This is a genomic window from Thermocatellispora tengchongensis, assembly GCF_014202315.1.
Taxonomy (GTDB): domain Bacteria; phylum Actinomycetota; class Actinomycetes; order Streptosporangiales; family Streptosporangiaceae; genus Thermocatellispora; species Thermocatellispora tengchongensis.
Genome location: NZ_JACHGN010000036.1, coordinates 36,977 through 63,950 on the forward strand (window position 1 = coordinate 36,977; position 26,974 = coordinate 63,950).

Genomic DNA, 26,974 nt, shown 5'->3' on the forward strand with positions numbered 1-26,974 from the left:
TCTTCCCGGACGGGGACACACCCTCGGGACGGCGGACGGGGCCCGGCAGGGAGAGGCGACGCGCCGGTGAAGCGGTGCAGACGGCGTGCAGGCACAGCGTGGGTGCGATGAGCGGAGGGCCCCGCATGGCGAGGGCGGGCGATGACGGCGACGCGGGCGGGTGCGATCTCAACGTGTGTGAGTGGGAGACCGTGAGTGGCCAGGTGGGTGCGATGACTTCATTGCGACGACGGGTTGTGGCGGCTCGGGCGCGGGTCGTGCCTGGACTGAGGAGCGCAGGGAGCGTAGCGACCGGAGTGACGAGGGAAGGCATGACCCTGTGGGGCGCCCGAGCCTGCCCGTGCGGAGCACGGGCCATGAGCACGGAGCGCGCATGATTCTGCACAAAGTGCCTGATGTTCGGCATGTGGGAGAGGCTCGGTTGACCGCGGGGCTGGATCGGCATCGGCGGCTCGACTACGAGACGCATCGGGAGTTCCACCCTGAGCCGCCGCGTCACACGGTCGAGGAGATCGTGGCCATGGCGGAGGCCGTGGATCTGCGGGGGCGGGGTGGGGCGGCCTTTCCGTTCGCGCGGAAGTTCTCCGCGGTGGTGGCGGCGGCTCGGCGGAAGAACGCCGAGGTCGTCGTGGTGGTGAACGGTACGGAGGGGGAGCCGGCCAGTACGAAGGACAAGATGCTGCTGCTGCGCAAGCCGCACCTGATCATCGACGGGGCGCTGATCGCGGCCGACGCGCTGAACGCGGTGGAGGTCGTGATCGGGGTGGCCGAGGGGCACATGGCGCAGAACTCGATCATCGCGGCGGTGGAGGAGCGCAAGCTCGACGGGTACGTGCGGGTGGTCGGGTTGCCCGAGCGGTTCGTGACCGGTGAGGGCGGCTCCGTCGTGAACGGGATCATGGGGCGGGAGGCCGTGCCGCGCGGGCGCGGCGGGCGTACCAGCGACAGCGGTGTGCGCAGCCTGCCGACCCTGTTGTCCAATGCCGAGACCTACTCCCAGCTCGCCATCCTGTCGCAGTACGGGCCGGACGGCTACGCCGAGGCCGGGGCGCCGGACGAGCCCGGGACCGTGCTGCTGACCATCGGCGGGTCGGCGATGCGGCCGGCCGTGGTGGAGACGCCGACCGGCGTGCCGCTGGCCACCGTGCTGGACATCTGCGGCGCGGTGGTGGGGGACGGGGTGCTGGTCGGCGGCTACCACGGGCGGTGGCTGACCCCGGTGGACGCGGCCTCGGTGCCGGTCTCGCGCAAGAGCCTGGCCGACGTCGGCGGCGTGCTCGGCGCCGGCATCATCGTGCCCCTGGGCGGGGAGACCTGCCCCCTGGGCGAGACGGTGCGGGTGACCTCCTATCTGGCGGCGCAGTCGGCGGGTCAGTGCGGCCCGTGCCGGCTCGGGCTGCCCGACGTGGCGTACCTGCTGAAGGACCTGTCCGACGGGAACGGGTCGATCGAGGCGGTGCGGTGGGCCGCCGTCGGGACGCGCGGCCGGGGCGCGTGCTCGCACCCCGACGGGACCTCGCGCTTCGTGCTGTCCGCCCTGGACACCTTCAAGGACGACATCTCCCAGCATCTGATGAACGGCACCTGCGGCCGTCCGGTGTACGGCCTGCTGCCGATCCCCGCGGACGACGACTCCAAGCTGCGCCTGGTGGTGGACTGGACCCGCTGCCAGGGGCACGGCCTGTGCGCGAAGCTGTTCCCCGACCGGGTGAACCTGGACGCGCACGGCTACCCGGTGATCTCCGACTCTCCCGTGTCCAACTCGCTCCTGCCACAGGCGCGTAAGGCGATCGAGATGTGCCCGGCCCTGGCGCTGCGCATAGAGGAGGGATAGCCCCCGCACAGTTCCCCCAGACCGCCCCCCGGCGCCTTCCTCACCCGCCCACGGAGCCGGGGGGCTCCCCCTTTTCCCGCTTGTGCTCGATCGGCCGAACCAACGGGCCCGGCCTGGCGTCGAATCGGTTGCGCGCACGTGCGCGTACGGTGCCGGCATGTACAAAGATTGAGTAAATAGGCAGACTTGACCGACCGGGGTCCAGGCCGCAGTCGAAGCAGTGGCGGGGGAGTGGTGAGCACGAGCGGGCCGCCGATGAGCGCGGAAGGCGTCGAGCATGCCCTCCGGCAGCGGCGGGCGGAGTTCGAGCGCCTGTCGGGCGACCTGCTGGACCTGGAGTCCCACTCCGGCTACCTGCTGCTCAAGGGCGCGGAGCTGACCGGCGAGACCAAGCGCCGCTGGGAGCGGGCCGAGGCCGGCATCGCCACGCTGTGGTGGCTGTTCGACGCGTTCCGGCGCACGCTGGAGAAGGCGGAGGAGGTCAGGGCGCGCCGCCCGCGGCCGGGCGCCGCCGAGCTGGCCGAGCTGACCGCGCTGCTCACCGGGCCCTCGGTGGAGATGAAGGTCGAGGACGTGCCGGTGGAGCGCCGCTCCCTGGTGCGCGCCGCCGCCGAGTGGCTGACCCTGGACCAGGTGCTGCGCCGCATGGACGACGCCTACCGCGAGAGCGCCCAGACCATCGCGGCGGTCGATTCCGCCTGGACGGTGCTGGCGCCGCGGGTCAACGCGGCCGAGGCGGTGTGGGACTCCGCGCGCAGGCTGGCCGAGGAGCTGGGCGAGCCCGACCCCGAGTTGGTGCGCCTCGGCGAGGCGCTGGTGGCGCTGCGCGACGCGGCCAGGTCCGACCCGCTCACCTACGCCACCGGCGACCCGCGCGAGCTGGCCGAGATGGACCGGTTCGCGGCCGAGCTGGCCGACCGGCGGGGCCTGCTGGAGCAGGCGGTGCGGATCAAGGCGGGCTACGCGGAGCGGGTGGCGGCGCTGGCGGCGCGGCTCGACGAGGTCGAGCGGGCCGAACTGGCCGTGGTCGAGGCCCGCGACCTGGTGCTGATCAAGATCGCGAACCCGGTGCTGCCCGCCATGCCCGACCAGGCGCGTACGCTGCGCGACCGGCTCGACGCGCTCGACGGGCTGCGCGGCGCCGGCGACTGGACCGACCTCGCCCGCCGGATGACCGAGCTGGAACGCGCGGCCGACGAGGCGCTCGCCCAGGCGCGGGCCACGGCCGAGGCGGTGACCGGCCTGATCGCCCGGCGCGACGAGCTGCGCGGCCGGCTGGAGGCGTTCAAGGCCAAGGCGGTGCGCCTGGGCCGGGCGGAGGACGCCGAGCTCGGCTACCTGTACCGGCGAGCCCATGATCTGCTCTGGACGGCCCCGTGCGACCTGCGCCAGTCCACGGTCGCGGTGGCGGGCTACCAGCGGGCGATCTCACAGACTGGAGCGGGCGGATGAGTCAGTGCACCCATCCCGGCTGCACGGGCACCGTGCAGGACGGCTACTGCGACACCTGCGGCCTGGCCCCGGCGGCGGCTCCGGCCGCGCCCGCGGCGGCGGCCCCGCCGGCGTACCCGCCCGCCGCCGGCTACCCGGGGCAGGGCGGCTACGGGTCCCAGCCGGCCGGATACCCGTCCCAGCCGGCCGGGTACGGCTCGCAGCCGGGCGCTCCGGCGTATCCCTCGCAGCCCGGCGCGTCCGCGCCCGCCTTCCCGGGCCGGCCGGCGCCGCCGCATCCGTCGGCGCCGCAGCCCGGTGCCCAATACCCGTCGGCGCCGCATCCGTCGGCGCCGCACCCCTCGGCGCCGCACCCGTCCGCGCCGCAGCCGGGGGCGTCGCAGCCGTCCGCGTGGCGGGCGACCCCGTCGGCGCCGGTGTCCGGGTGGCGGGCGCAGCCGGTCGCGGCCGATCCCGGCACGGCGCCGAGCACCGGGCCGGTGAGCGGACGCACGTCGTCCAGCGGCCGTTCGCGCCGGTCGCTGCTGGGCGCGGGCCTGGTGTCGGTGCCGCCGGTGCCGTACCGCGACCCGGCCGAGGTGGTGCTGCGCAACCCCGAGGTGCCCGAGGACAAGCGCTTTTGCAGCAACGCCTCCTGCGGCAAGCCGGTGGGCCGGGCCAAGGGCGGGCGTCCCGGCCGTTCGGAGGGGTTCTGCCCGCACTGCGGCACCCGCTTCTCCTTCACCCCCAAACTGCAGCCGGGCGACCTGGTCGCCGGGCAGTACGAGGTCAAGGGCTGCCTGGCCCACGGCGGCCTGGGCTGGATCTACCTCGCCGCGGACCTCAACCTGGACGGCCGCTGGGTGGTGCTCAAGGGCCTGCTCGACACCGGCGACGCCGAGGCGCTGATGGCGGCCGAGGCCGAGCGCCGCTTCCTGACCGGCGTAGACCACGCCAACATCGTCAAGATCTTCAACTTCGTGCAGCACCCCGACCCCACCACCATGACGATGGTCGGCTACATCGTCATGGAGTACGTCGGCGGCCAGCCGCTGCAGGAGATGCTGCGGGCCAGGCTGCGCGCCAGCAACAACCGCGAGGCCCTGCCGATCGGTCAGGCCATCGCGTACGTGCTGGAGGTGCTGCGCGCCTTCGAGTACCTGCACGACCGCAACCTGCTCTACTGCGACCTCAAGCCGGCGAACGTGATCCAGGTCGAGGACCAGCTCAAGCTGATCGACCTGGGCGCGGTGCGGCACGCCGACGACCACGACAGCTCCATCTACGGCACCATCGGCTACCAGGCGCCCGAGATCGCCACCGAGGGCCCGTCGGTGGCCTCCGACCTGTACACGGTCGGGCGGATGCTGGCCGTGCTCAGCTTCCCGTTCAGCCCGGTCACCAACGGACAGCCGACGCCGCTGCCCTCGCCCAGCGCGGTGCCGCTGCTGGCGAGGTACGAGTCGTTCCTGCGGTTCCTGCACCGGGCGACCGACCCCAACCCGGCGCGCAGGTTCCCCAGCGCGGCCGACATGGCCGAGCAGCTCACCGGCGTGCTGCGCGAGATCCGCGCGGCCGAGGACGGCATCCCGTACCCCGCGCCGTCGGGCCTGTTCGGGCCGGAGCGGGTCGCGGCCGGCACGGCGCTCGCGCCCAGCGCCACGCTTCCGGCGAGTTCCGTGCCCGCCGACCTCGCCGCCGCGCTCCCGGCACTCCCGGCGGGCGGCGCGAACGGAACAAACGGCACAAACGGCGTCAATAGCGTCAACGGCGCGAACGGGGCCGCGGCGTCGCCGAACGGCTCGGGGCGGGAGGCGGTGCTGGTCCCGCTCGACCCGGTGGCGGCGGTCGGGGCGCTGCCCACGCCGCTGGTCGATCCGGCCGACCCGGCGGCGGGCTTCCTGGCCGGCATCACCGCGCGCACCCTGGACGACCTGGTCCGCATGATCGAGGACGCCCCGGTGTCCTCCGTGGAGACCCGGCTCGCGCTGATCCGGGCGCTGATCGAGCAGCGCAACCCGCGCGTCGGCGAGGAGCTGGAGCAGGCGGCCAGGGAGACGCCGTGGGACTGGCGGGTGCTGTGGTACCACGGCCTGCGCGACCTGGCCTGGGGCAACATCGCCGACGCCGCGCGGATCTTCGACGAGCTGTACTTCCGGATGCCGGGCGAGATCGCGCCCCGGCTGGCCCTGGCGTTCAGCAAGGAGTGCGCGGGCGACCCGCGCGAGGCGGGACGCCTGTACGCCACCATCTGGCGTACCGACCGGTCCTACGTCAGCGCCGCGTTCGGCCTGGCCAGGGTGCGCCTGGCGGAGGAGGACCGGGTGGGGGCCACCCGGGTGCTGGACGAGGTGCCCACGACCGCCAGCCACTACGTCGCCGCGCAGATGGCCGCGGTGGCCATCGCGGTGCGCGGGCGCGACCCGCGCTCGCTGACCCCGCCGGAGCTGGCCGGGGCCGGGCAGCGGCTCAACGACATCGGCCTCGACGCCGTACGCCGCAACCGGCTGGCCGCCGAGGTGCTGGAGGCGGCGCTGCGGTGGATGGAGGCCGGCGGCCGGCCGCCGGGACCGGCGACGCTGCTCGGCCAGCCGCTCACCGAGCGCGGCGTGCGCCGCGAGCTGGAGCGCGTCTACCGGGCCCTGGCCCGCGCGTCGCAGGTGCGGGCCGACCGGCACGCGTTCGTGGACAAGGCCAACGAGGTGCGACCGAGGACGTGGGCCTGAGATGACGGCGGAGATGACGGCCACCTGCCCCCACTGCGCCTATCCGGTGCTCCAGGACGAGACCTTCTGCGAGGAGTGCGGGCGCGCGATCCACGCGGGCACCCCCGGCGCGTGTGCGAGCTGCGGCGCGGGGGCGTCCGAGGTCGGGGCCGACGGCTACTGCGGCCGGTGCGGGGTGCGCCAGCCCGCGCCGCGGGACCACCTGGAGGTCGAGACGGGCTCGGCCGCGGGCGTCAGCGACCGCGGGCTGCGGCACAGCCGCAACGAGGACTCCATGGCGTTGATGGAGGTGGACGAGTACGTCACGGTGGGCGTGGTGTGCGACGGGGTGTCGTCCTCGCCCCGGCCCGACAACGGGTCGCAGGCGGCGGCCGAGACCGGCGCGGCCACGCTGGTCAAGGAGCTGCGCGCGGGCGCGGGCCACGTCGAGGCCACCCGGGCGGCCGTGGCGCGCGCCGCCGAGGCCATCGCGGCCCTGGGCACCTACGAGGACGCCCCCGCGTGCACGTACGTCTCGGCGATCGTGGCGCCCGGCCGGGTGACGATCGGCTGGGTCGGCGACAGCCGCGCGTACTGGCTGGGGCCCCGCCCGGTACGGCTGACCAGCGACGACGCCACCGAGACCGGCATGCTGACCGCCTGGCTCGGGGCCGACGCGGGCGAGGTGATCCCGCAGGTCAGCACCTTCGAGCCCGACACCCCGGGCGTCGTGCTGGTGTGCAGCGACGGCCTGTGGAACTACCTGCCGACCGCCGAGGAGATGGCCGCCGCGGCCCCCGGCGCCGCCACCGCGCCCCTGGCCACCGCCCAGGCGCTGGTACGGCACGCGCTGGAGTCGGGAGGACGCGACAACATCACCGTGCTGGTGATCCCATACGGGAGAGGGAGCGCTATCCAGTGACCGAGCAGCCCCAGTTCACGATCAGCGTGGACCAGAACAAGTACCTCGCCGTCGGCCACACCGAGGTGCACGCGATCCTCACGGTCGAGGCCAAGGGGCCCGCGGTGGCCGCGCCCACCACGCAGGCCGCCGAGGTGATCATCGTGGACACCTCGGGCTCGATGTCGTACGGCAAGATCGCCGAGGCGCGCAAGGCGGCCCAGGCCGCGGTGGACACGCTGCGCGACGGCGTGCACTTCGCGATCGTGGCGGGCACCGCCAACGCGCACATGGTCTACCCGCCCGACCGTCGGCTGCTGCCCTCCAACCCGCAGACCCGCCAGGCCGCCAAGGAGGCGATCGGCCGGCTCCAGGCCGACGGCGGCACCGCCATGGGCCGGTGGCTGCGCCTCGCGGCCGACCTGTTCGAGACCGTGCCCGGGGCGATCAAGCACGCGATCCTGCTCACCGACGGCAAGAACGAGCACCAGAGCGCCGAGGAGTTCGACGCCGACCTGGCCTACTGCACCGGCAAGTTCGTCTGCGACTGCCGCGGCGTCGGCGACGCCTGGGTGGTGGCCGAACTGCGCAAGGTCGGCTCGACCCTGCTGGGCAGCGTGATGGACATCGCCGACCCCAAGGACCTGGAGGCCGACTTCCGGGCCATGACCCAGGCGGCCATGGGCAAGGCGGTGGCCGACGTGGCGCTGCGGATCTGGACCCCGCAGAACGCCACCATGACCTACATCAAGCAGGTCTCGCCCGCGCTGGAGGACCTGACCGCGCGCGGCACCCCGTCCGGGCCGCAGGCGCGCGACTACCCGACCGGCTCGTGGGGCAGCGAGACCCGCGAGTACCACATCTGCGTCCAGGTGCCGCCGGGGGTGGTCGGCCAGGAGATGCGCGCCGCCTGGGTGAAGCTGGTCGTGCCGGAGACCGGCGAGCAGCTCGCGGCGGGCAACGTGCTGGCGCAGTGGAGCGACGACTACGCCCAGTCCACCCGGATCAACCCCAAGGTCGCCCACTACACCGGGCAGGCCGAGCTGGCGGCGCTGATCCAGGACGGCCTCCAGGCCCGCAAGGAGGGCGATCTCGAGCTGGCCACCGCCCGCCTGGGGCGGGCCCGCGGCCTGGCGGAGCAGGCCGGCAACGGCGAGACCGCGAGGCTGCTGGACAAGGTGATCGACTTCGACCCCGAGACCGGCACCGCCCGGCTCAAGCCCAACGTGGAGAAGGCCGCCGAGATCGCGCTGGACACCCGCTCGGTGCGTACGGTGCGCATGCGCAAGGAATCAGAGGCGTAGCCGGGCCGCACGACACCGGCACCAGGGAAAGGCGAGGAGGAACGCTGCGATGGCCACCTGCCCCGATGGGCACGAGTCGGGCGCGACCGACTACTGCGACGTCTGCGGGACCATGATGTCCGGCTCGGCGGCGCCGGCCGCCGCGTCCGCCTCCGCCTCGGCGCCCTCCTCCGGCCCGGGAACCGGCGGTGAGGGGCGTACGAGCTGCCCCGACTGCCAGGCGCCGCGCACCGGCCGCTTCTGCGAGGAGTGCGGCTACGACTTCGCGATCGAGGTCTCCGGCGCGGTGCGCATGGCCGCGCAGCAGTCGGCGTCGGCCCAGGTGCAGCGGCCCGCCGCGTGGTCGCGGCCGATCCCGGGTACCAGCGGCGCCTCCTCGATGTCGGCGCGCCAGGTGCCGGGCGGCACGCTCCCGCCGACCGCGACGTACCCGTCGGCCGCCCAGTACCCCTCCTCGCCCCAGTACGCGCCGCAGCCGCCGTACCAGCAGCCGACCGGGCCGATGCCGACCGGGCCGGTGCCGTCGCCCGCGCCGGGCACGTGGGAGGCGATCGTGACCGCCGACCGCGCCTACTACGACTCCGTGATCGCGCAGGGCGGGCCCGACGCGGCCAGCGTCGCCTTCCCGCCGTACTGCCCGGAGCGCCGGTTCCCGGTGCAGGGCCAGCAGGTGCGCATCGGGCGGGCCAGCCGCTCCCGCGGCCTGACCCCGGAGATCGACCTCAGCGGGCCGCCTCAGGACCCGGGCGTGTCGCATCTGCACGCGGTGCTGCTCGCCCAGCCCGACGGGTCGTGGCTGCTCGTCGATCCGGGCTCGGCCAACGGCACGACCGTGAACGGCGCGTCCGAACCGCTCGAACCGAACGTGCCGGTGCCGGTCGGCGACGGCGACCGGATCCAGCTCGGCGCGTGGACCGTCATCACGCTGCGGAAAGGGTGACCCGCCGTGACCACCCCCATGACCATCTCCCAGCAGGCGCCGGCCCCGCCCGCCGCTCCCGCGGGGCAGCCGCCGGGCCCGCCCCCGGCGCCCACGCCGCCCGCGCCGGCCACCGGGCGCGGACGCCGCCGCACGGTGCCCGCCCGGATCTGGACCCTCACCGGCGCGAGCCTGGTGGCCGCGGCGCTGCTGTTCGGCGCGACCGCACTGTCGATCGGCAACGCCAGGGAGGGCCTTCAGGTCATCGGCCATGACGCCGGCCCGCAGGTGGTGGCCACCGCCGACCTGTACTTCGCGCTGAGCGACATGGACGCCCAGGTCGCCAACGTGCTGCTGATCGGCAGGGAGACCAGCCTCGGCAAGGGCAGGCAGCAGGCCCTGGACCGCTACGACCAGCGCCGGGCCGAGGCCAGCCGGGCGGTGCTCCAGGCGGCCGAGCTGGCGCTCGGCGACCCGACCGAGCAGCAGACCGTACGCCAGGTGCTCGACGGCCTGGGCCGGTACGAGCGGCTGGCCGCGCAGGCGATCCTGCTCGACCAGCAGTCGCAGCACGCCGCCGGGCCGCCGCCCGACCGGGTGATCGAGCTGTACCGGCAGGCGACCGACCTGATGCGGCTGGACCTGCTGCCCAAGGCGTACAACCTGACCCTGGACAGTGGCACGATCGTGCGCGAAACGTACGAGGACGAGAGCGCGGCCGTGCTCACCGGCCGGTTCCTGGTCGGCGCGGCCGGGCTGCTCACGCTGGCGCTGCTGATCGGGCTGCAGATCTTCCTCGCGCGCAGGTTCCGCCGGGTGCTGAACCCGGCGCTGCTGCTGGCCACGTTGATCATCGCGGTGTTCACGCTGTCGGGGATGCTGCTGCTCGGCCGCGAGGCCGAGAACCTGCGGATGGCCAAGGACGACGGGTTCAACTCGGTGCTGGCGCTGTCGCGGGCCCGCGCGATCGGCAACACCATGCACGGCGACCAGAGCCGCTACCTGCTCGACCCGCAGCGCGCCGACACCTACGAGCAGGTCTACCTCGACAAGTCGCAGTCGGTGCTCTACACGCCCGGCGGCAGCCTGGACAAGTACTACGCCGGGGTGGACAAGGTCGTCGGCGAGTGGCCGGAGAAGGTGGACTTCCTCGGCTTCCACGGCGCGGAGGCCAGGAACCTCACGCTGCGCGACCAGCGGCCGGCGGTGGGCGCGGTGCTCACGGCGTACGAGAAGTTCCAGCAGCAGGACCGGCAGATGCGCAGGCTGGCCGTGGCCGGGCAGGCCCGGCAGGCCATCGCGCTGCGGATGGGGACCCTGGCGCAGAGCTTCGAGAGCTACGACAAGGCGCTGGTGGACCTGATCGCGTTGCACCGCGGCGCGTTCGACGGCGCCATCAGGTCCGGCGATGACGACCTCGGCGGCTGGAACGTCATCGTGCCCGGCGCGGCGGTGCTGGCCGCGCTGCTCATCTTCGCCGGCATCGTCCCGCGGCTGTCCGAGTATCGGTAGGGGTGCCAATGAGAACAAGGCGCGTGAGGGCCGCCGTGGCGGGGGCGGCGCTGATCCTGGCCGCGGCGGGCTGCGGGCTCGGCGGCGGCGACCAGCAGTCGATCCTGGACAAGGAGGTCCTGGTCGTCGGGGTCAAACCGGACCAGCCGGGCCTCGGCCTGAGGAAGGGCGGCGAGTACGAGGGCTTCGACGTGGACGTCGCCAAGTACGTCACCCGCAAGCTCGGCTTCGAGAACGTCACCTTCATCCCGGCCCCGTCGGCGCAGCGGGAGAAGATGCTCCAGGAGGGCCAGGTCGATCTGATCTTCGCCACGTACTCGATCACCCCGGAGCGCAAGACCAAGGTGGACTTCTCCGGCCCGTACTACGTGGCCCACCAGGACACCCTGGTCCGGGCGTCCGACGCGGCGGTCATCGACAACGTGCGCGACCTCAAGGGCCGCAACCTGTGCCAGGTGACCGGCTCCAACTCCTGGCGCCGGGTGAAGGAGGAGCGCAAGGTCGCGGTCAACCTGGTCGAGGCGCCGTCGTACAGCGACTGCATCGCCAAGCTGAAGTCGGGCGAGGTGGACGCGGTCTCCACCGACGACCTCATCCTGGCCGGGTTCGCGGGCGCGGAGACCCGCTCGGTGAAGATCATCAACGCGCCGTTCACGGACGAGCGCTACGGGGTGGGCATCAAGAAGGGCGACATCGACGGCTGCGAGGCGGTCAACAAGGCCATCACCGAGATGTACCAGGACGGCACCGCCGAGAAGCTGCTGCACAAGTGGTTCGGCCCCACCGGGCTGAACCTGACCACCACCGTGCCCCAGTTCGAGGGCTGCGGCTAGCGGGGACCCGGGCCGGCTGACCGGGCCCTGGCAGGGGCCCTGCTGACCGGGCCCGTGTCAGCCGGTGGGCTGGTCGCGGCGGTGCGCGACGTCCATCAGGCGGTAGCCCTCGCGCACCGAGCGCAGGTGGTCGCGCATGCGGTCGGCGGCGCCCTCGGTGTCGCGGGCTTCGACCGCCGCCGCGATGGCGCGGTGCTCCTGCACCACGGCCTCCCAGAAGTCGGGGGCCATGCGGGACCGCTGGAAGCCCCGCTCCAGGACGCCCGACAGGGGGGCGCAGAGCAGGGGCAGCAGCCGGTTGCCCGACGCCTCGAACAGGACGTTGTGGAACTCGCGGTCGATCTGGTGGAGGGCGTCGGGGTCCATCTCGCCCGGCCGTTCGGGCAGCAGCTTGCGCAGCCGGTCGAGCTGATCCTCGTCGCGGTTGGCCGCGGCCAGCGAGGCGACCGGGATCTCCAGGATCTCGCGGGTCGCGATGACGTCCTCGGGGGTCAGCTCGTCGGACCACACCAGCAGGGACAGGTTCGAGTCGAGCAGGTGGGAGATCCGGTCGGGGACCGGGCGCGCCACCGAGGTGCCGCCGCCGGCGCCCGCTCTGGTGACGACGAGGTTGTCGGCGGCCAGCAGCCGCAGCGCCTCACGGATCGTGCTGCGGCTGGTGCCGAACTGCTCGGCCAGCTCGGCCTCGACGGGAAGCTGCTCGCCGGCGGTGAGCGCGCCAGTGAGGATCCACTGCCGCATCTGGTCGGCGACCTGCTCGTACGCGCGACGCACTGGCCGCGGCTGGACGGCGGGCCGGCCCGGATGGCGTGGGGACATGATTGCAGGCTAGGACGGCCGCACACCCCTGTCAAATGAAGTCTGATCCTCGGACATCCGTCCTCAAGGCCACGGTGAAGCGGACGTCATCGCACCATTCTGGAAACCTGGACGTCTCCGAGCGTTGACACCGTAGAAATCTGAGTTTTAGCGTTTTGCGCATGCCGTCGATCGCAGCGCGCGTTCGGATCCCCCGGCATTCCGAAGAGGAGACCCTACGGTGGACGACTCTCCCTTGCTGCACGCGGTGCTGCTGTCGTCGCTGGCCCTGATCATGTTCGGGCTCGGCCTCAGCCTGACCACCGCCGACTTCACCCGTATCACCCGTCAGCCCCGGGTGGCCCTGGTCGCCCTGGGCTGCCAGATCCTCGTCCTGCCGGCGCTGTGCTTCGCGCTGGTCACCGTGCTCGACCTGGCGGCGCCGCTGGCGGTCGGCATGATGCTGCTGGCCGCCTCGCCCGGCGGGACGGTGGCCAACCTGTACAGCCATCTGGCCGGCGGCGACGTCGCGCTGAACATCACGCTGACGGCGGTCAACTCGGTGCTGGCCCCGTTCACCATGCCGATCGTGGTCAACCTCGCGATGGCGCACTTCATCGGGTCGGGTGAGGACATCGGCCTCGGCTTCGGGGAGCTGGCCCAGGTCTTCGCCGTCGTCCTGGTCCCGGTCGCGCTCGGCATGCTGGTCCGCCGCCGGTACCGGGAGTTCGCCGACCGCATGGACCGGCCGGGCCGGATCGTGTCCGGGGTGTTCCTGCTGCTGGTGGTGCTCGGCGCCATCTTCCAGGAGCGGGAGCACCTGCTGGACTACGTGGCCTCGGTCGGCCTGGCCACCGCGCTGTTCGGTCTGCTCAGCTTCACCGTCGGCTACGGCGCGCCCCGGCTGGCCAGGGCCGGACGGCGCCAGGCCATCGCCTCGGCCATGGAGATCAGCGTGCACAACACCGCCCTCGCCATCACCATCGCGATCAGCCCGGACCTGCTCGGGAACACCGAGATGGCGAGCCCGGCGGCGATATACACGGTCGTGGCGTTCACCGGTGCGATGATCTTCACTCGCCTCATGCGGCGCGCCGGCCGGAGCGCGACGCCGGTGGGCGGCTGACCGCTCTTGCCTACATCACGTGACAAGCCGTGACATGCCGGCGGCCCGGCCCGTACCACGGGCCGGGCCGCCGGTCGTGCCGGGCCCCGGGCTCAGACCGTGAAGTTGAGGGCCAGCCGCCCGCCGTCGGCGTAGACGGTCTGGGCGGTGATGTAGCGGGCGTCCTCGCCGGCCAGGAAGAGGACCACGCCGGCGATGTCGTCCGGGTCGGCCAGCCGCCGCAGGGGCGTGCGGGACAGCACGTAGTCCCGCACCTGCTGGTGCTCCAGCAGCCCTCCGGTCATCCCGGTGACCGTCGTGCCGGGGCCGACGGCGTTCACCCGGATGCCGTGGGGCGCCAGGCTCAGCGCCATGGAACGGGTGAGCGCGTTGACGCCCGCCTTGGACGCGCTGTAGGCGGCGTTCTCGCCCGCCGACAGCAGGGCGCCGATCGAGGAGGTGGTCACGATCGCCCCGCCGCGCCCCTGCCGGATCATGATGCGGGCGGCGGCCTGCCCGCACAGGAACACCGAGGTGAGGTTGGCGGCGAGGGTCGCGTCCCACTCCTCGCGGGTGGTCTCGGGGAACGGGCTGAGCCGCTGGATGCCGGCGTTGGCGTGCAGGACGTCCAGGCCGCCGAGGTCGGCGGCCACGCGGGCGAAGGTCTCGGTCACGCTGGCGCCGTCGGTCACGTCGCAGGCGTAGAACCGGGCCTCGTGGCCCTCGCCGGCGAGCCGCGCGGCCTCGGCGTCGCCGCCGGTGCCGTCGAGGTCCAGGATGGCGACGCGGGCGCCCTCGGCGGCGAATCGGCGCGCCGCCGCCAGTCCGATGCCGCTCGCCCCGCCGGTCACCACGGCCGTCTTGCCGTCGAATCTCATGCTCGCTCCTTCTCCGGGCCCCGGAACGGCGGAGCCGCGGCACCCTGAGCAGGGTGTCGCGGCTCGCGGGGGAAACATCTCTAGAATACGAGCGAACGCTCGTGTTTTCAAGCGGGCAACGGCAGCTCCGTGATCGCCAGGCCGGCGTCGTACCCCTCCCGGCCCGAGGCGACGTAGCTGCGCGGCGCGGACGCGTCGCCGATCACCAGGGTCTGCCGCCCGCCCGTGTCCAGCAGCGGCGGCGCCTCCAGCGGGCCACCGCGCACCACCGTGGCCACCGGGCCCAGCTCGCGCAGCCGGCGGGACAGCACGTGCGCGATCCGCAGCGAGCCGTCCACCACCCCGACCGGGACCACGCCGGTGTGCACGGTCACGCCCGCCTCGTCCAGCCGGCGCAGCACGCCGATCCGGCTCACGAAGGCGACGCGGCGCGCGATCATCTCGCCCGAGGTGAGCAGGTGCACCTCATGCCCGTCGGCGGCCAGGGCCGTGGTCAGCGCGTACAGCGGCTCCTCCTGCGCGTCGTCCACCACCACGATGGGGCCCGACAGGGTCGCCCGCAGCCGCCACGCGTCCGCCATGGACAGGGTCGCCGCCACGCCGGGGACCTGCTGGACCACCGGCCTGGCGCCGGTCGCCAGGACCACCACGTCGTGCGGGTGCCAGCCCGCGACGACCTCCTCGGTCACCTCGGTGCCGAGGTGGATCTCCACCCCCGCCTTGGTCACCTCGTCGGTCAGCCAGCCGGGCGCCAGCGCCATCTCCTCCCGGCCGGTGACCGTGGCCTCCCAGCCGATCCGGCCGCCGAGCCGCTCGTCCCGCTCGTACAGGTGCACGGTGTGACCACCGGCCGCGGCCGAGCGCGCGGCCTCCAGCCCGGCCAGCCCGCCGCCGACCACCCGCACCGTCCGCGGCACGGCGGCCCGCACCGGCTCGCGGTGCGCGGCCTCCCGGCCGGTACCGGGCGCGTAGATGCACACGATCTCCCGCGCGGTGTGGATGAACTCCCAGCACACGTTGCAGTACGTGCAGGGGCGCGGGGTCTGCCCGGCCCGGCGCTTGGCGACCAGGTCAGGCTCGGCCAGCCACGCGCGGGACATGCCGATCAGGTCGGCGACGCCCTCGTCCACCAGCCGCTGCCCGGTCTCCAGGTCCGGCACCTTCGCCAGGGCCATCACCGGGATGCCGTCGGCGACCTCGCGGACGCCCGCCGCCAGATGCGCGAACGGCGCCGGGCCGAACGCGAGGTCGGGCACGTGGTACTCCAGGCTCGGGCTGGCGTTGGCCTGGCTGACCGCCAGAAAGTCGGGCCGGGCCTCGCGGGCCAGCAGCGCGACGATGCGCTGCGACTCCGCCAGGTCCAGGCCGCCGTCCACGTACTCGTGCGCGGAGATCTTCAGGCCCACCACGAAGTCCTCGCCGCAGCGGTCCCGGATCGCCCGCAGCACCTCCATCACGAACCGGCTGCGGTTCTCGGTGCTGCCGCCCCACCGGTCGTCGCGGAAGTTGCTGGAGGGCGAGAGGAACTGGGTGATGACGTAGCCGTGCGCGCCGTGGATCTCCACGCCGTCGAAACCGGCCTCGGCCAGGTGGGCCGCGGAGCGCGCGAACCCGTCGATCAGCTCGTGGATCTCCTCCTCGTCCATGGCGTGCGGGGTCATCCCGCTGTACGGGTCGCGGGTCCCCGACGCCGACCAGGGCTTGAGCAGCGGGGTGTGCAACGCCTGGCGGCCGATGTGCCAGAGCTGGCCCAGGATCGGCGTGCCGTGCCGGTGCACCGCCTCGGCGAGCCGGCGGAACCGCGGGATGTTGTCCGGCTCGTAGGCCAGCGGGACCGAGTAGCCGGGGATCGAGGTCGGATGCACCGACAGGCCCTCGGTGATGATCAGACCGGCCCCGCCGCGCGCACGCGCCTCGTAGAAGGCGATCTGCTCCGGCGTGATGTCGCGGTTGCGGCCGAGATTGTTGATGGTCGCGGTGAACGCGACGCGGTTGGGCAGGGACAGGCGGCCCGCCGAGTACGGGCTCAGCAGGCCGGCCGGGGCGGTCACGCCGCCCCGCTCGGCGGGGTCGATGGAGTCGTTCGGCACGAGTCCCCCTCCTGGTCGGGGCCGATGAGCTCGGCCTTGGCGAGTATGCCCTGCACCACGCGCAGGGTGGCGGCGTCGAGCATCCGGCCGTCCACGCCGGTGGCGCCCTGCCGCCGCCGCAGCGCCTCCTCGTGCACGCCGGCCAGATGCCGGGCCCACGCCACGTCCTCGGCGGACGGCGCGAACACCCGGTTGATCGGCGTGAGCTGGCCCGGGTGGATCGCCCACTTGCCGGAGTAGCCCTGGTCGGCGGCCTCGGCCGCCTCCCGCAGCAGCCCGGCCTCGTCCCGGTAGTCGGGGAACGGGCCGTCGATCGCCTCGATCCCGGCGGCCCGCGCCGCCACCACGATCCGGGACCGCGCGTACGCCCACACCCGCGGGTCGAGCGCGGCCGACGGGGGCACGCCCTGGGAGGCGGCCATGTCGCCGGGCCCGAAGATCAGGGCCTCCAGGCGCGGGCTGCACCGGGCGACCTCCTCGGCCCGGGTCAGGCCCGCCACGTCCTCGATCAGCGCCTCGATCCCGATCGGCGGGGCCTGGCCGGCCGGGTCCTCCAGGGCGTCGAGCAGCGTCTCGACGAACCACACGTCGCGGGGATGCCGGACCTTCGGCACGACGATCAGGTCCGGCCGGGCCGGCAGGACCGCCAGGATGTCGGCGTGGGCGGCGGCGGTGTCCACGGCGTTGATCCGGACGGCGGTGGTCTTGCCGCTCCAGTCCAGCGTGGCCAGGGCCTCCGCCACGGCCCGCCGCGCGTCGTCCTTGCGGTCGGGCGCGACGCCGTCCTCCAGGTCCAGCAACGCGACGTCCGCCGCGCTCGCCGCCGCCTTGGCCAGCATGGCCGGGTTCGAGCCCGGCGTCGCGAGCACGCTGCGGCGCAGCCGCACCGCGCGGACGGAGGTGGGGAAGGGGTCGGGGGCGCTCACCCGACGGCCCCGCTCGCGCGGTATTCGGCCAGCTCCGCCGCCGTGACGCCGAACTCGGCGAGCACCTGCTCGGTGTGCTCGCCCAGCTCCGGCGGGCCCAGCTCGTTGACGTTGTCGAAGGCGGAGAACCGGGGCGGGTAGTCGAACACCTTCACCGGCCCGACCGCGCTGGAGACCTCCTTCACCAGCCCGCGCGACCGCATCCGCGAGTGGGCCAGCCCCTCGTCGAACTCGTTGAACGCCCCGGCCGGGATGCCCGCCTCGTGGAACCTGGCCAGCCAGTACTCCAGCGGGCGGGCGCCGATCGCGTCGCTGACGATCTTCTCAAGCTCCTCCCGGTTCGCCAGTCGCAGGCCATTGCCGGCGTACCGGGGGTCGTCCACCAGCTCGGGCCGGTCGATGGCGTCGCAGAACCGCTTCCAGTGCACCCGGCTCCCCGCGCCCGCCGCCAGGATCACGCCCCGGCCCTCGGCGGTGCGGTACACGCCGTACGGGAACATCGTGTGGTGGTGCAGGCCCACCCGCCCCGGCCGGCGCCCGGCGTACCACCACAGGTAGGGGAAGTACCCGGTCCAGGTCATCACCGAGTCGAACAGGGCGACGTCGATGTCGCCGCCCTCGCCGGTGCGCTCGCGGTGGTAGAGCGCCTGGAGCACGGCGGTGGTCGCGTACATCGCGCCCGAGATGTCGGCGACCGACAGCGAGATCTTGGCCGGGGACTCGGGGGTGCCGTTGGTGTTGATCAGCCCGGTCTCGCCCTGGATGATCAGGTCCAGTGCCATCCGGTCGCGGTCCGGACCCTCCTGGCCGAATCCGGAGATCCGGCACAGCACCAGGTCGGGGCGTGCGGCGCGCAGCCGCTCCGGCGTCAGCCCCCAGCGCTCCAGCGTGCCGGGGACGAAGTTCTCCACCAGCACGTCCGCGCGGGCGACCAGCTTGAGCAGGATCTCGGCGCCGGCGGGCGTCGAGAGGTCCACGGCCACGCTCTGCTTGCCGGGGTTGACCCAGGCGTGCCCGGAGGACATCCCGTGCACGATGTCGTCCCAGCCCCGGATCAGGTCGCCGACGCCCGGCCGTTCGATCTTGATGACCCGCGCGCCCATCTGCGCCAGGTTCTTGGTGCACACCGGCCCGGCCACGCCCTGGCTCAGGTCGATGACCGTGACGCCGCCCAGCGCGGTCCTGTGCCCGGTCGAGTGCCCGGTTCCGTGCCCGGTGCCGTGCCCGGTTCCGTGCTCGGTTCCATGCGGGGTCGTCATGCCGTCTCCTCCGGCTCCGCCACGTGGCCGTCGCGCTCGGCCCAGTGCGAGAACCGCTTGAGCAGCACCCGCCGGGTGCCCTCGACGACCACCGTGCCGTCGCCCTTCCGGCCGGTGAAGCGGTAGGTCATGACCCCGGCGTCCGGCCGGTCGCCGGCGTCGCTCAGCTCCACGACCTCGCTGTGGGCGTAGAGGGTGTCGCCCCGGTACACCGGGGCGGGCAGCCGCACCCCGGTGAGCCCCAGGTCGGCGAGCGCGTTCTCGCTCATGTCCTCGGCGGTCAGGCCGATGACGATGGCCAGGGTCGCGCCGCCCATCACCAGCCGCTCGGTGAACAGGCCGCCGGAGGCCCGGTGGATGTAGTCCAGGTTGAAGTGGCCCTGCGCGGTGTTGAGCGTGGTGAGGGTCAGCCAGAGGTTGTCCACGTTGGAGACCGTGCGCCCGCGTACGTGCTCGTACCGGTCGCCGGCGGTGAAGTGCTCGAAGTAGTTGTCCGGGCTCGTGTACGGCATGTCGTCCCCCTACGCGTCGGCCAGGATGCGGCGGGCGATGATCTCGCGCTGGATGTCGCTGGTGCCCTCGCCGATGGGCAGCAGTCCCGAGTCGCGCCAGTAGCGGTTGACCGGCGAGTCCACCGCGTACCCGTTGCCGCCGTGCAGGTACAGCGCCTCCCAGGCGACCTTGCGCGCCATCTCCGAGGCGAACAGCTTGGCCTCGCCCGCCTCCAGGTCGGCGCGTACGCCCTGCGACGCCTTGACCGCCGCGTTGTACGCCAGCGCGCGGGCGGCGTCGATCTGGGTCCGCATGTCGGCCAGCCGGAACCGCACCGCCTGGAACTCCGCGATCGGCCGGTCGAACTGCCGCCGCTGCCGTACGTAGTCCAGCGCCGCCTCGTACGCGCCGCGCGCCAGCCCGATGCACCGGAACGCGAATCCGATCCGGGCGATCTCGTAGCCGCCCATGAGCTGCCGGAACCCCTGGCCCTCCTCGCCGCCGACCAGGTTGGCGGCGGGCACCTCCAGCTCGTCGAAGTGCAGGGTGTAGGAGTACATGCCGTGGTACCCGGCCGTGGGAATGCGGGTCCCGGTCAGGCGGGGCGGGTCGAAGCCGCCGGCCGGCTTCTCCACGATCAGCGAGCTGATGCCGCCGTGCTTGTCCTCGCCGGTGCGGCACAGCGTGAAGATCAGGTCGGCCCGGTCGGCGAACGTGCACCACTGCTTGGTCCCGGTCACCCGGTAGACCTCGCCGCCGTCGATCCCCCTGGCCCGCACCGCCATGGTCTTGATGTTGGCGGCGTCGGACCCGGCGTCGGGCTCGGTCCCCGCCGAGGCGGTGAGCAGGCGGCCGGTCGCGATGCCCTCCAGATACCGCGCCTTCTGCTCCTCGGTGCCGAAGCGGTTGAGGATGTGCCCGCAGCCGATGTTGCGCTGGATCAGGCTGCCCACGGACAGGCTGACCCGGGTGAGCTCCTCGGTCACCACGCCGAGGGCGACGATGTCGGACCCGAGGCCGCCGTACTCGGCGGGCAGCGTGACGCCGAACAGGCCGAGATCGGCCATCTTGGCCAGCAGGTCCTCGGGGATGGTCTCGTCCTGCAGATCCAGCCGGGCGGCGATGGGCGCGACCTCGTTCTCGGCGAACTCGCGGGTGGCCTTCCGCAGGGCGAGATGGTCGGGGCTGAGCACGGTCATCGTGACTCCTCGTGGTGGCGCAGGCGGGACAGGTTGCGGCGGCGGTACTCGCAGACCACCCGGCCGCGCTGGTCGTAACCGGTGGTGCGCCACTCGACGACGCCCCACCCCGGACGGGACTTCGACGTGCGCCGGTCCAGCACGACCGACCGGGCGCGGATGGTGTCGCCCGGGTGCGCCTCGGCGGGGAAGCACAGGTCGTCCAGGCCAAGGAAGGGCCCGCCGGCCTCGGACAGGTCCTCGACGGACAGCCCGAGCACGACGGCGTACACCAGCAGCGGGTTGATGACCACGTCCTCATGGCCGAGGCGGCGGGCGTACTCGGCGTCGAAGTACAGGGGGTTGAAGTTCATGGTGACGGTGCTGAACGCGATCCCGTCCTGGGCCGTGAGCGTACGGCCCCAATGGTGGTCGAAGCGACGGCCGACCTCGAAGTCCTCGAAGTACAGCCCGCGCTCCCGGCGAACCGTGGCCACATCGTCTCCTCGTCCGATGTCGGCGAAAAGTCTGACATTCAGACTTCATCATGGCACTCGCCGTTCGCTCGCTGTCAACAGCCGTTCGGCCTTGACCGCGTGGAAGTCTGATATTTAGTCTGAGCGCCCGGCCGACCCTGGCCGCCGCACACCTGGGAGATCACGTGAAGCTCGGTAAGGTCGGCATCTGGAGCCACTACCTGCGGGTCACCGGGCCGGGGGACCGCGGCGAGATCGAGGACGCCGTCGCGGAACTCGACGAACTCGGCTACTCCGCCCTCTGGCTGCCCGGCCACGCCGCCGCCGACGACTTCGTCAACGCCGGGGCGGCGCTGTCGGCGAGCACCCGGCTGACGGTGGCCACCGGAATCCTCAACATCTGGCTGCACGAGCCCGCGGCCACCGCCGCGGGGTTCGCCGACCTGGAGGCCCGCCATCCGGGCCGCTTCCTGCTGGGACTGGGGGTCAGCCACGCCGAGCACGTCGCCGACCGGGGCTACCTGCGCCCGTACAGCGCCATGCGTCGATACCTGGAGGAACTGGACCCGGCGGTGCCGCGGGAGCGCCGGGTGCTGGCCGCGCTGGGGCCGCGCATGCTCCGGCTCGCCGCCGAGCGCGCGGCCGGCTGCCATCCGTTCCTGGTCAGCGTCGAGCACACCCGGCGCGCCCGGGAGGTCCTGGGCGAGGGGCCGCTGCTGGCCCCCGAGGTCAAGGTGGTCCTCGACCCCGATCGGGACGCCGCCCGCGCGGTCGCCCGCCGCCACCTGAGCCGGTTCCTCGACCGGCCGAACTACGTCAACAACCTGCTGCGCCTGGGGTTCACCGAGGACGATCTGCGTGACGGCGGCAGCGACCGGCTGATCGAGGCCACCTTCGCCTGCGGCGACGTCCAGGCCGCGGTGGCACGGGCACGGGAGCACCTGGCCGTCGGCGCCGACCACGTGGCCCTGCACGTCGCGGCCGGCGACCTGCGCGGCCCGATGCCCCGCGAGCAGTGGCGCCTGCTGGCCAAGGCGCTGCTGTGAACGCCACTGTGAAAGCGCCGCGCTGAACCCGGACTGATCGTCACATCCCGCCGGGGTGCTCGATCGACTGCAGGAGGGCGTCGGGCACCACCAGGTCGGCCCGGGGTTTGGTGGCGGCGATGAGCGCGGCGTTGCGCTGGTCCACCTCCTCCACCCAGCTCACCGCGAGCTCCTGCGGCTTGCCGAACCGGACGTGCCGTCTGATCAGGCGCTGGAGGCGCTCGGCCGGGTCCAGCTCGCAGTACCAGACCTCGTCCAGCCAGGGCCGCACCCGGGCCCAGTCGCCCTCGTCGAGCAGGATGTAGTTGCCCTCGGTGATGATCAGGCGCGCGGCCCGGGGCACCGGGATGCTGCCCGCGATCGGCTGCTCCAGGTCGCGCTCGAACCCCGGCGCGTAGACCATCTCCTCCTCGTCCTCGCGCAGGCGGCGCAGCAGGGCGGCGTAGCCGGCGGCGTCGAAGGTGTCGGGGGCGCCCTTGCGGTCGCGCCGGCCGAGCCGGTCCAGCTCGACGTCCGCCAGATGGAAGCCGTCCATCGGGACGTACGCCACCCACTCGGCCGTGCGTCCGGGCGGCGGCGCCTGGCGGAGCAGCCGGGTGAGCGTCACCGCGAGCGTGCTCTTGCCCGATCCGGGGCTGCCGGTGATGCCCAGCAGGGCCCGGCGCCCGCCCTCGGCGAGAGCGCGGGCGCGGGCCAGCAGGTCGTCCAGGCTCTCGACGGTCATCGGCCGCTGCGAAGGTGGGACTGATATCGCTCGATGCTCACATCCTAGGACGGGTACGGCGGCTCACCGACCGCGCGGTCAGCAGTTGGTCAGGGTGGGGAGGTTGCGCATCCGGTTGTCCAGCCACTGGACGGCGAGGGGAGCGCCCGCCACCGCGCCGAGCACGTGGCTGGGGGCGGGAAGGGACGTCCACAGCACCTTCGCGCCCCGGGCGCACCAGTCGGCGCGCAGCGTGCGTCCGACCGAGAGCGGGATGATCTCGTCGCCGTCGGCGTGGTAGAGGAACACCGGCACCTTGGGCGCGACGGCGCCGGCGCGGGTCTCGGCGAGCCGGGCCTGCCAGGCGGGCAGGGCGAGCACGTCGGCGGTGGTCAGGTCGGCCAGCCTGCGCCCCGCCAGCGCCCGCTTGATGTCCTCCAGGCAGTCGTCCTTGGCGGCGTCCAGCAGGGTCCGGCCCTCGGGGGTCAGGTAGCCGGCCAGGTTCAGCTCGGGGTAGGCCGCGTCCAGGCCCACGCCGGCCGCCGCGGCGAGGCCGAAGTCGGCGGTGCCGTCCAGGTTCTCGGCCACCCGGCGCAGGTCGGCGGGCACACCGCCCGCCGCGACGCCGCGTATCCGCAGCTCGGGGGCGTACGTGGGGGCGAGCTGCGCCGCCCACGCGGCCGACGCGCCGCCCTGCGAGTAGCCGACGATCCCGACCGGGGCCGACGCCGACAGGCCCGCGCCCGGCACCCGTGCCGCGGCCCGGATCGAGTCCAGCACGGCGTGCCCCTGCGAGATCCCGGCCATGTAGGTGTGCGTGCCGGGTGTGCCCAGCCCCTCGTAGTCGGTCACCGCGACCGCCCAGCCGCGCGCGAGCAGCAAGCTGATCAGGGCCAGCTCGGCGTCCGTGCCCCGCTGCATCTGGTGGGACGGAGCGCACTGGTCGCCCAGGCCGTGCGTGCCGATCGCGTACGCGATGATCGGACGGGTGCCGTGATGGCTCCCCTTCGGCACCAGGAGCAGGCCGGAGACCTGGTTCGCGGCGCCGGTGGCCGAGGTGGATCGGTAGAGGATCTTCCAGGCGTCGACCGGGACCTCAAGCAGCCGTCCCGGCGCCAGGTAGACGCTGACCGGTTGTGCCGTCAGCACGTCCCCCGAGGTCGCCGCGCCGGCCGGCTGCGCGCCCGCGCCGAACACGGACAGGATCACGATCGCAAAGGTGGCAACGCTCACGCGCACCCGTAAGCCCATGTGGCCGCCCTCCGGTGAAGTGTCGGGAGAGATGAGGACGGCGCCGTGAGCCGATGTTTACTCGCGGGTAACCGCGTGTCAAGCGCCCAAGTGGTAAGAGCGTTACCGCTCCTCGGCGCCCTGCAGCGGGTCGAAGCGGCGGATGATGCCGATGGCGGCGTCCATGACCTCCCGCGCCTCCTCCTCGGTCTCGCACGTGGCGACCTCGCGGCCCGCCTCGCCGATCACCGTGGTCAGCACGGCGACGGTCAGCCGGTCCAGCGGCTGGTCCCCCATGCCGAGCAGGACCGCGTTCTGCCGCACCCACTCGCGCCCGCGGGTGCGCCGCATCAGCTCGAAGCCGGGCGGGCCGTCGCCGTCCATGAACAGCCGGACCAGGTCGCGCCGCTCCCACGACCCCTCCAGGAACGCGCGGGCGCCGGCGATGAACAGCTCGACCGGCGAGGTCACGCCCTCCTGCTTGGCCTTGGCCACCGAGGACGCCGCCGCCTGCTCCTGCGCCACCTGGTGCTCCTCCCACAGGGTGAGGAACAGCTCGGTCTTGCCGCCGAAGTGGTGGTACAGGCTGCCGACGCTCGACCCGGCCCGCTCGACCACGTCGGCCACGCTCGCCTCGGCGAACCCGTGCTCGACGAACACCTCGCGGGCGGCCCGGAGCATGCCGGTGCGCGTCTGGGCGGTGCGGCTCCACTCCCAGGAGCCGCTTCTGCCGCCGGGATTGCGTGCCATGGGCGTCCTTCCGGGTGCTCTCGGCAGGGTGTCTGTCGCTTTCTCGGCCGGATGTTTCCTCGGCGGCATCAGCGTACGCGGTTCGCGCTACGGGCTCGGTACGCCGTTGCCGCGCCGCCCGTGCCCCGCCAGCAGGTCCTCCAGCGACGGCGCCGGATCGGGATGCGGGTAGCCCCGCTGCGCGAGCTGGATCAGCACCCCGTGCGCCTCCTTGGGGTGCAGGAACACCTCCCGCCAGCGCGGATCGCCCAGGTTCAGCCCGTGCAGCCGATACCCGCGCGCCCGCAGCGCCGCCACGGCGGCGTCGATGTCGGGCACGTGGAAGTTCAGATGGTGCACCCCGCCCCGCCCCCGCGTGAGCTCGAAGAACGAGTCGAAGAAGGTCGATCCGGCCAGGGGCTCCATCAGCTCGACCTTGTTACCCCCGGGATACTCCAGCTGCAACGTGCGGTAGCCGCTGCGCGTGTTGTCGCCCCCGCCCAGGTACGTCCCGCCGAGCAGGTCCCGGTAGATCGGCAGCAGATCCCTGATCCGCGGCGCCGCCACGGCCGTATGGTCGAAGACCGCGCCGATCGCCTCCAGCTCCGAAGCTGATTCCACGTGCGGGGCTCCTCTCGCTCGGATCGCAGCAAATCCTAGAATACCGTTCTAGTCGCCCCGATCCCACCCGGCCCCCCACGATCGGGCCATGCCCGTGCACGAGACCGTGGCCCCACTGCTGGACCGCTTCCTCCGCGAGGCCCGCGAAGCCGTACCCCTGACCGCCATGTGGGTGCACGGATCGCTCGCCCTCGGCGACTACCGGCCCGGCCGCAGCGACCTCGACCTGATCGCCGTCCCCGAGACCGAACCGGACGAGCCGGCCTGCTCACCCTCGCCCGCGCCGCCGTCACCCTGCGCGGCGGCGGCCTGATCGCCAAGCGCGAGGCGTTCGCCGTACTGGCCGAGCTGGGCGCCCCCGAGTATGATCTCGGCCGTTGCGCGGCCGGGAGAGACCCCGCGGGGCCACGATCCCCCCGACCTGCCGCGCCTGGACTCGGCGCGCGGCGATCAGCGCAGCAGAGCGCGGACCTCCGCCAGTAGGTCGCACTGCTCGCGCCAGTCGCCTCCCGCGAATCCGAGCACCACGCATCGGGCCCCCGCCTCCCGATACGCCGCCAGCCGTTCGGCCGCCTCCTGGGGGGTGCCGGTGATCGGGAGGGTCAGGGCCCGCTCGTGCGCCATGCCGTATGAGCCGCCGATCGCCGCCGCGATCTCCTCACGGCCCGGGGCGGCCTTGCCCAGAGCGCCCGTGGCGCCGATGGTGATGGCGGGTGCCGGGCGGCCGTAGCCGTCGGCCAGTTCGGCGAGCGTGGCCGCGCCCGACGCCAGCTCGCCGGGCGGGATCAGCGAGGGGAACCAGCCGTCGCCGAAGCGGGCCGCGCGCCGGATCGCGGGCGGGGAGGCGTTGCCCACCCAGATCGGCGGCACCGGCACGGCCGGGGCCAGGGTCACCACGGGGCGGCCCGGCTCGTCGGCCAGCCGCACCGCCTCGCCCGCCAGCAGCCGGGGCAGCAGCTCCAGCGCGGTGTCCGTACGCCGTCCGCGCTGCTTGTACGGCACGCCCGCCGCCGCCCACTGCTCCTCGCCGCCCCCGGACCCGACGCCGAGCACCAGCCGCCCGCCCGAGACGTACTGCAGGCTCGCCACCTGTTTGGCCGCCCACGCCACCGGGCGGATCGCGGGGACGAACACGCTCGCCCCGATCGTCACCCGCTCGGTGACCGCCGCCGCGGTGGCGAGGCCCACCGTGATGTCGAGCGTCGGCGCGCCCGTGGCCAGGTGGTCGCCCAGCCACACGCCGTCCAGCCCGGCCTGCTCCGCGTGCCTCGCCGCGACCCGCACGTCCAGGCCGGACGCGACGCCCGGCAGGATCACCCCGATCTCCACGACCCCTCCTCTTCTCCGAGGATGCAACCTCAAGTGGGCTAGAGGTCAAGTGACGGGAGTGAAAGGCGTTGAACCGGCGGCACCGCCGCGCCGTACCTTGTAAGTGTTGACATATACGCGCGAGTCCAGAGTCGCCAGCCGCGTCCAGGCGACCGCCGTCCTTGGTCTCACCATGGTTTTCGCGGTCGCGTGTAGTGCGGGGAACACGGGGGGCGAGCAGCCCGCCCAGCCCGCGGCCGGCAACGTCGCCGCCGCCGAGACGGGGCCGCCGCCCACCGTCGAAGAGCTCGCCGCCAAGCTCGACTGCAAGCCCGAGATCCAGGTGGACTCGGCGGAAATGCGCACCGGATACTGCGACAACTCCATCGGCAAGTTCTTCCTGTCCACCTTCGCCACCCAGAAGGGCAAGGACGACTGGATGGACACCGCCCCCGAGTACAGCCCGCACCTGGTCGGGAACCTGTGGACGGCCCTCGCCACCCGCGAGGTGCTCGACAGGCTCAAAACCAAGATCGGCGGAGAGCTCCATCTCTCCGACCACCGCGTGTCGATGACGCCGGCCCCGCCCGGCTGAGCGAGGTGATGCCCTTTCCTCGAATCCCCCTGCCGAATCGGCGGAAGATCACAACAGGAAACGGACGCGGACTTCCACCACTTCCGTCGTCTCCATGATCA

The 26,974-nt window shown here is 73.2% G+C and carries 25 protein-coding genes; 12 read left to right on the plus strand and 13 right to left on the minus strand.

Going from position 1 to position 26,974, the window contains the following annotated elements; all coding sequences use genetic code 11:
- Window positions 1-421: 421 nt before the first annotated feature.
- The 8 genes from HNP84_RS48360 (at window position 422) to HNP84_RS48395 (ending at window position 11,439) form a co-directional block, all read left to right on the plus strand.
- The gene (locus HNP84_RS48360) at window positions 422-1,834 is read left to right on the plus strand and encodes an NADH-ubiquinone oxidoreductase-F iron-sulfur binding region domain-containing protein (protein WP_246519575.1); all 1,413 of its coding nucleotides are present in this window, start codon (window positions 422-424) and stop codon (window positions 1,832-1,834) included.
- Window positions 1,835-2,089: 255 nt separating this feature from the next.
- Entirely contained in the window at window positions 2,090-3,286 is a 1,197-nt protein-coding gene (locus HNP84_RS48365; RefSeq protein ID WP_221337684.1) for a hypothetical protein, read from the plus strand.
- A complete protein-coding gene (locus tag HNP84_RS48370) occupies window positions 3,283-5,991 on the plus strand; it encodes a serine/threonine-protein kinase (RefSeq protein ID WP_185056899.1) in 2,709 nt (902 codons plus the stop codon). Before HNP84_RS48365 ends, HNP84_RS48370 begins: the two co-directional genes overlap by 4 nt.
- Window position 5,992: 1 nt before the next feature.
- A complete protein-coding gene (locus HNP84_RS48375) occupies window positions 5,993-6,892 on the plus strand; it encodes a PP2C family protein-serine/threonine phosphatase (protein WP_185056900.1) in 900 nt (299 codons plus the stop codon).
- Window positions 6,889-8,175, plus strand: coding sequence for a VWA domain-containing protein (locus HNP84_RS48380; RefSeq protein WP_185056901.1), 1,287 nt, complete (start codon window positions 6,889-6,891; stop codon window positions 8,173-8,175). Before HNP84_RS48375 ends, HNP84_RS48380 begins: the two co-directional genes overlap by 4 nt.
- A 49-nt stretch (window positions 8,176-8,224) precedes the next feature.
- Window positions 8,225-9,115 (plus strand): FHA domain-containing protein, encoded by an 891-nt coding sequence (locus tag HNP84_RS54490; RefSeq protein WP_246519576.1) that lies wholly within the window; start codon window positions 8,225-8,227, stop codon window positions 9,113-9,115.
- 6 nt (window positions 9,116-9,121) lie between these two features.
- Window positions 9,122-10,606, plus strand: a complete 1,485-nt coding sequence (locus HNP84_RS48390) for a GlnX family signal transduction membrane protein (protein WP_312927335.1) — start codon at window positions 9,122-9,124, stop codon at window positions 10,604-10,606.
- Between the two features lie 8 nt (window positions 10,607-10,614).
- On the plus strand, window positions 10,615-11,439 hold the full coding sequence (locus HNP84_RS48395) for a glutamate ABC transporter substrate-binding protein (protein ID WP_185056902.1): 825 nt from the start codon (window positions 10,615-10,617) through the stop codon (window positions 11,437-11,439).
- A 57-nt stretch (window positions 11,440-11,496) separates the two neighbouring features.
- Here the strand turns inward: HNP84_RS48395 and HNP84_RS48400 are convergent, their stop codons facing one another.
- Entirely contained in the window at window positions 11,497-12,258 is a 762-nt protein-coding gene (locus tag HNP84_RS48400) for a FadR/GntR family transcriptional regulator (protein ID WP_185056903.1), read from the minus strand.
- A gap of 220 nt (window positions 12,259-12,478) precedes the next feature.
- Here HNP84_RS48400 and HNP84_RS48405 point away from each other — a divergent pair, with 220 nt between their 5' ends.
- The gene (locus HNP84_RS48405) at window positions 12,479-13,363 is read left to right on the plus strand and encodes a bile acid:sodium symporter family protein (RefSeq protein ID WP_221337685.1); all 885 of its coding nucleotides are present in this window, start codon (window positions 12,479-12,481) and stop codon (window positions 13,361-13,363) included.
- A gap of 92 nt (window positions 13,364-13,455) precedes the next feature.
- On the opposite strand, the gene HNP84_RS48410 is transcribed toward HNP84_RS48405, so the two are convergent.
- The 7 genes from HNP84_RS48410 to HNP84_RS48440 all read right to left on the minus strand — a co-directional run bounded on the left by HNP84_RS48410 (window position 13,456) and on the right by HNP84_RS48440 (window position 20,662).
- Window positions 13,456-14,220 carry an SDR family NAD(P)-dependent oxidoreductase gene (locus HNP84_RS48410; RefSeq protein ID WP_185056904.1) on the minus strand — a complete coding sequence of 255 codons (765 nt, stop codon included), beginning with the start codon at window positions 14,218-14,220 and terminating at the stop codon, window positions 13,456-13,458.
- Between the two features lie 107 nt (window positions 14,221-14,327).
- On the minus strand, window positions 14,328-16,310 hold the full coding sequence (locus HNP84_RS48415) for an oxidoreductase (RefSeq protein ID WP_185056905.1): 1,983 nt from the start codon (window positions 16,308-16,310) through the stop codon (window positions 14,328-14,330).
- Window positions 16,268-17,236: an HpcH/HpaI aldolase/citrate lyase family protein gene (locus HNP84_RS48420; RefSeq protein WP_221337686.1), complete on the minus strand. Its 969-nt coding sequence runs from the start codon at window positions 17,234-17,236 to the stop codon at window positions 16,268-16,270. Before HNP84_RS48420 ends, HNP84_RS48415 begins: the two co-directional genes overlap by 43 nt.
- Window positions 17,233-18,495: a CaiB/BaiF CoA transferase family protein gene (locus tag HNP84_RS48425; protein WP_185056906.1), complete on the minus strand. Its 1,263-nt coding sequence runs from the start codon at window positions 18,493-18,495 to the stop codon at window positions 17,233-17,235. The genes HNP84_RS48420 and HNP84_RS48425 overlap by 4 nt, the downstream gene beginning before the upstream one ends.
- Window positions 18,492-19,007, minus strand: coding sequence for a MaoC family dehydratase (locus HNP84_RS48430; RefSeq protein ID WP_185056907.1), 516 nt, complete (start codon window positions 19,005-19,007; stop codon window positions 18,492-18,494). Before HNP84_RS48430 ends, HNP84_RS48425 begins: the two co-directional genes overlap by 4 nt.
- Before the next feature lie 9 nt (window positions 19,008-19,016).
- Window positions 19,017-20,186, minus strand: a complete 1,170-nt coding sequence (locus tag HNP84_RS48435) for an acyl-CoA dehydrogenase family protein (RefSeq protein WP_185056908.1) — start codon at window positions 20,184-20,186, stop codon at window positions 19,017-19,019.
- Window positions 20,183-20,662 (minus strand): MaoC family dehydratase, encoded by a 480-nt coding sequence (locus HNP84_RS48440; RefSeq protein ID WP_221337687.1) that lies wholly within the window; start codon window positions 20,660-20,662, stop codon window positions 20,183-20,185. Before HNP84_RS48440 ends, HNP84_RS48435 begins: the two co-directional genes overlap by 4 nt.
- Before the next feature lie 164 nt (window positions 20,663-20,826).
- Between HNP84_RS48440 and HNP84_RS48445 the strand changes: the two genes are divergently transcribed.
- Window positions 20,827-21,687 carry an LLM class F420-dependent oxidoreductase gene (locus HNP84_RS48445; protein ID WP_185056909.1) on the plus strand — a complete coding sequence of 287 codons (861 nt, stop codon included), beginning with the start codon at window positions 20,827-20,829 and terminating at the stop codon, window positions 21,685-21,687.
- Window positions 21,688-21,727: 40 nt separating this feature from the next.
- Here the strand turns inward: HNP84_RS48445 and HNP84_RS48450 are convergent, their stop codons facing one another.
- From HNP84_RS48450 to HNP84_RS48465, 4 genes are all read right to left on the minus strand, one after another.
- Window positions 21,728-22,438 carry a nucleoside/nucleotide kinase family protein gene (locus tag HNP84_RS48450; protein ID WP_312927348.1) on the minus strand — a complete coding sequence of 237 codons (711 nt, stop codon included), beginning with the start codon at window positions 22,436-22,438 and terminating at the stop codon, window positions 21,728-21,730.
- A 51-nt stretch (window positions 22,439-22,489) separates the two neighbouring features.
- Window positions 22,490-23,599, minus strand: coding sequence for a lipase family protein (locus tag HNP84_RS48455; protein ID WP_185056911.1), 1,110 nt, complete (start codon window positions 23,597-23,599; stop codon window positions 22,490-22,492).
- A 144-nt stretch (window positions 23,600-23,743) separates the two neighbouring features.
- The gene (locus HNP84_RS48460; protein WP_185056912.1) at window positions 23,744-24,370 is read right to left on the minus strand and encodes a TetR/AcrR family transcriptional regulator; all 627 of its coding nucleotides are present in this window, start codon (window positions 24,368-24,370) and stop codon (window positions 23,744-23,746) included.
- A gap of 87 nt (window positions 24,371-24,457) precedes the next feature.
- On the minus strand, window positions 24,458-24,970 hold the full coding sequence (locus HNP84_RS48465) for a VOC family protein (RefSeq protein ID WP_185056913.1): 513 nt from the start codon (window positions 24,968-24,970) through the stop codon (window positions 24,458-24,460).
- 88 nt (window positions 24,971-25,058) lie between these two features.
- On the opposite strand from HNP84_RS48465, the gene HNP84_RS48470 reads away from it, so the two are divergent.
- Window positions 25,059-25,283 (plus strand): nucleotidyltransferase domain-containing protein, encoded by a 225-nt coding sequence (locus HNP84_RS48470; RefSeq protein ID WP_185056914.1) that lies wholly within the window; start codon window positions 25,059-25,061, stop codon window positions 25,281-25,283.
- A 137-nt stretch (window positions 25,284-25,420) separates the two neighbouring features.
- Here HNP84_RS48470 and HNP84_RS48475 read toward each other — a convergent pair whose 3' ends face one another.
- Window positions 25,421-26,299, minus strand: coding sequence for an LLM class flavin-dependent oxidoreductase (locus HNP84_RS48475; protein WP_185056915.1), 879 nt, complete (start codon window positions 26,297-26,299; stop codon window positions 25,421-25,423).
- A 106-nt stretch (window positions 26,300-26,405) separates the two neighbouring features.
- Here HNP84_RS48475 and HNP84_RS48480 point away from each other — a divergent pair, with 106 nt between their 5' ends.
- On the plus strand, window positions 26,406-26,873 hold the full coding sequence (locus HNP84_RS48480; RefSeq protein ID WP_221337688.1) for a hypothetical protein: 468 nt from the start codon (window positions 26,406-26,408) through the stop codon (window positions 26,871-26,873).
- The last annotated feature ends 101 nt before the right edge of the window (window positions 26,874-26,974 follow it).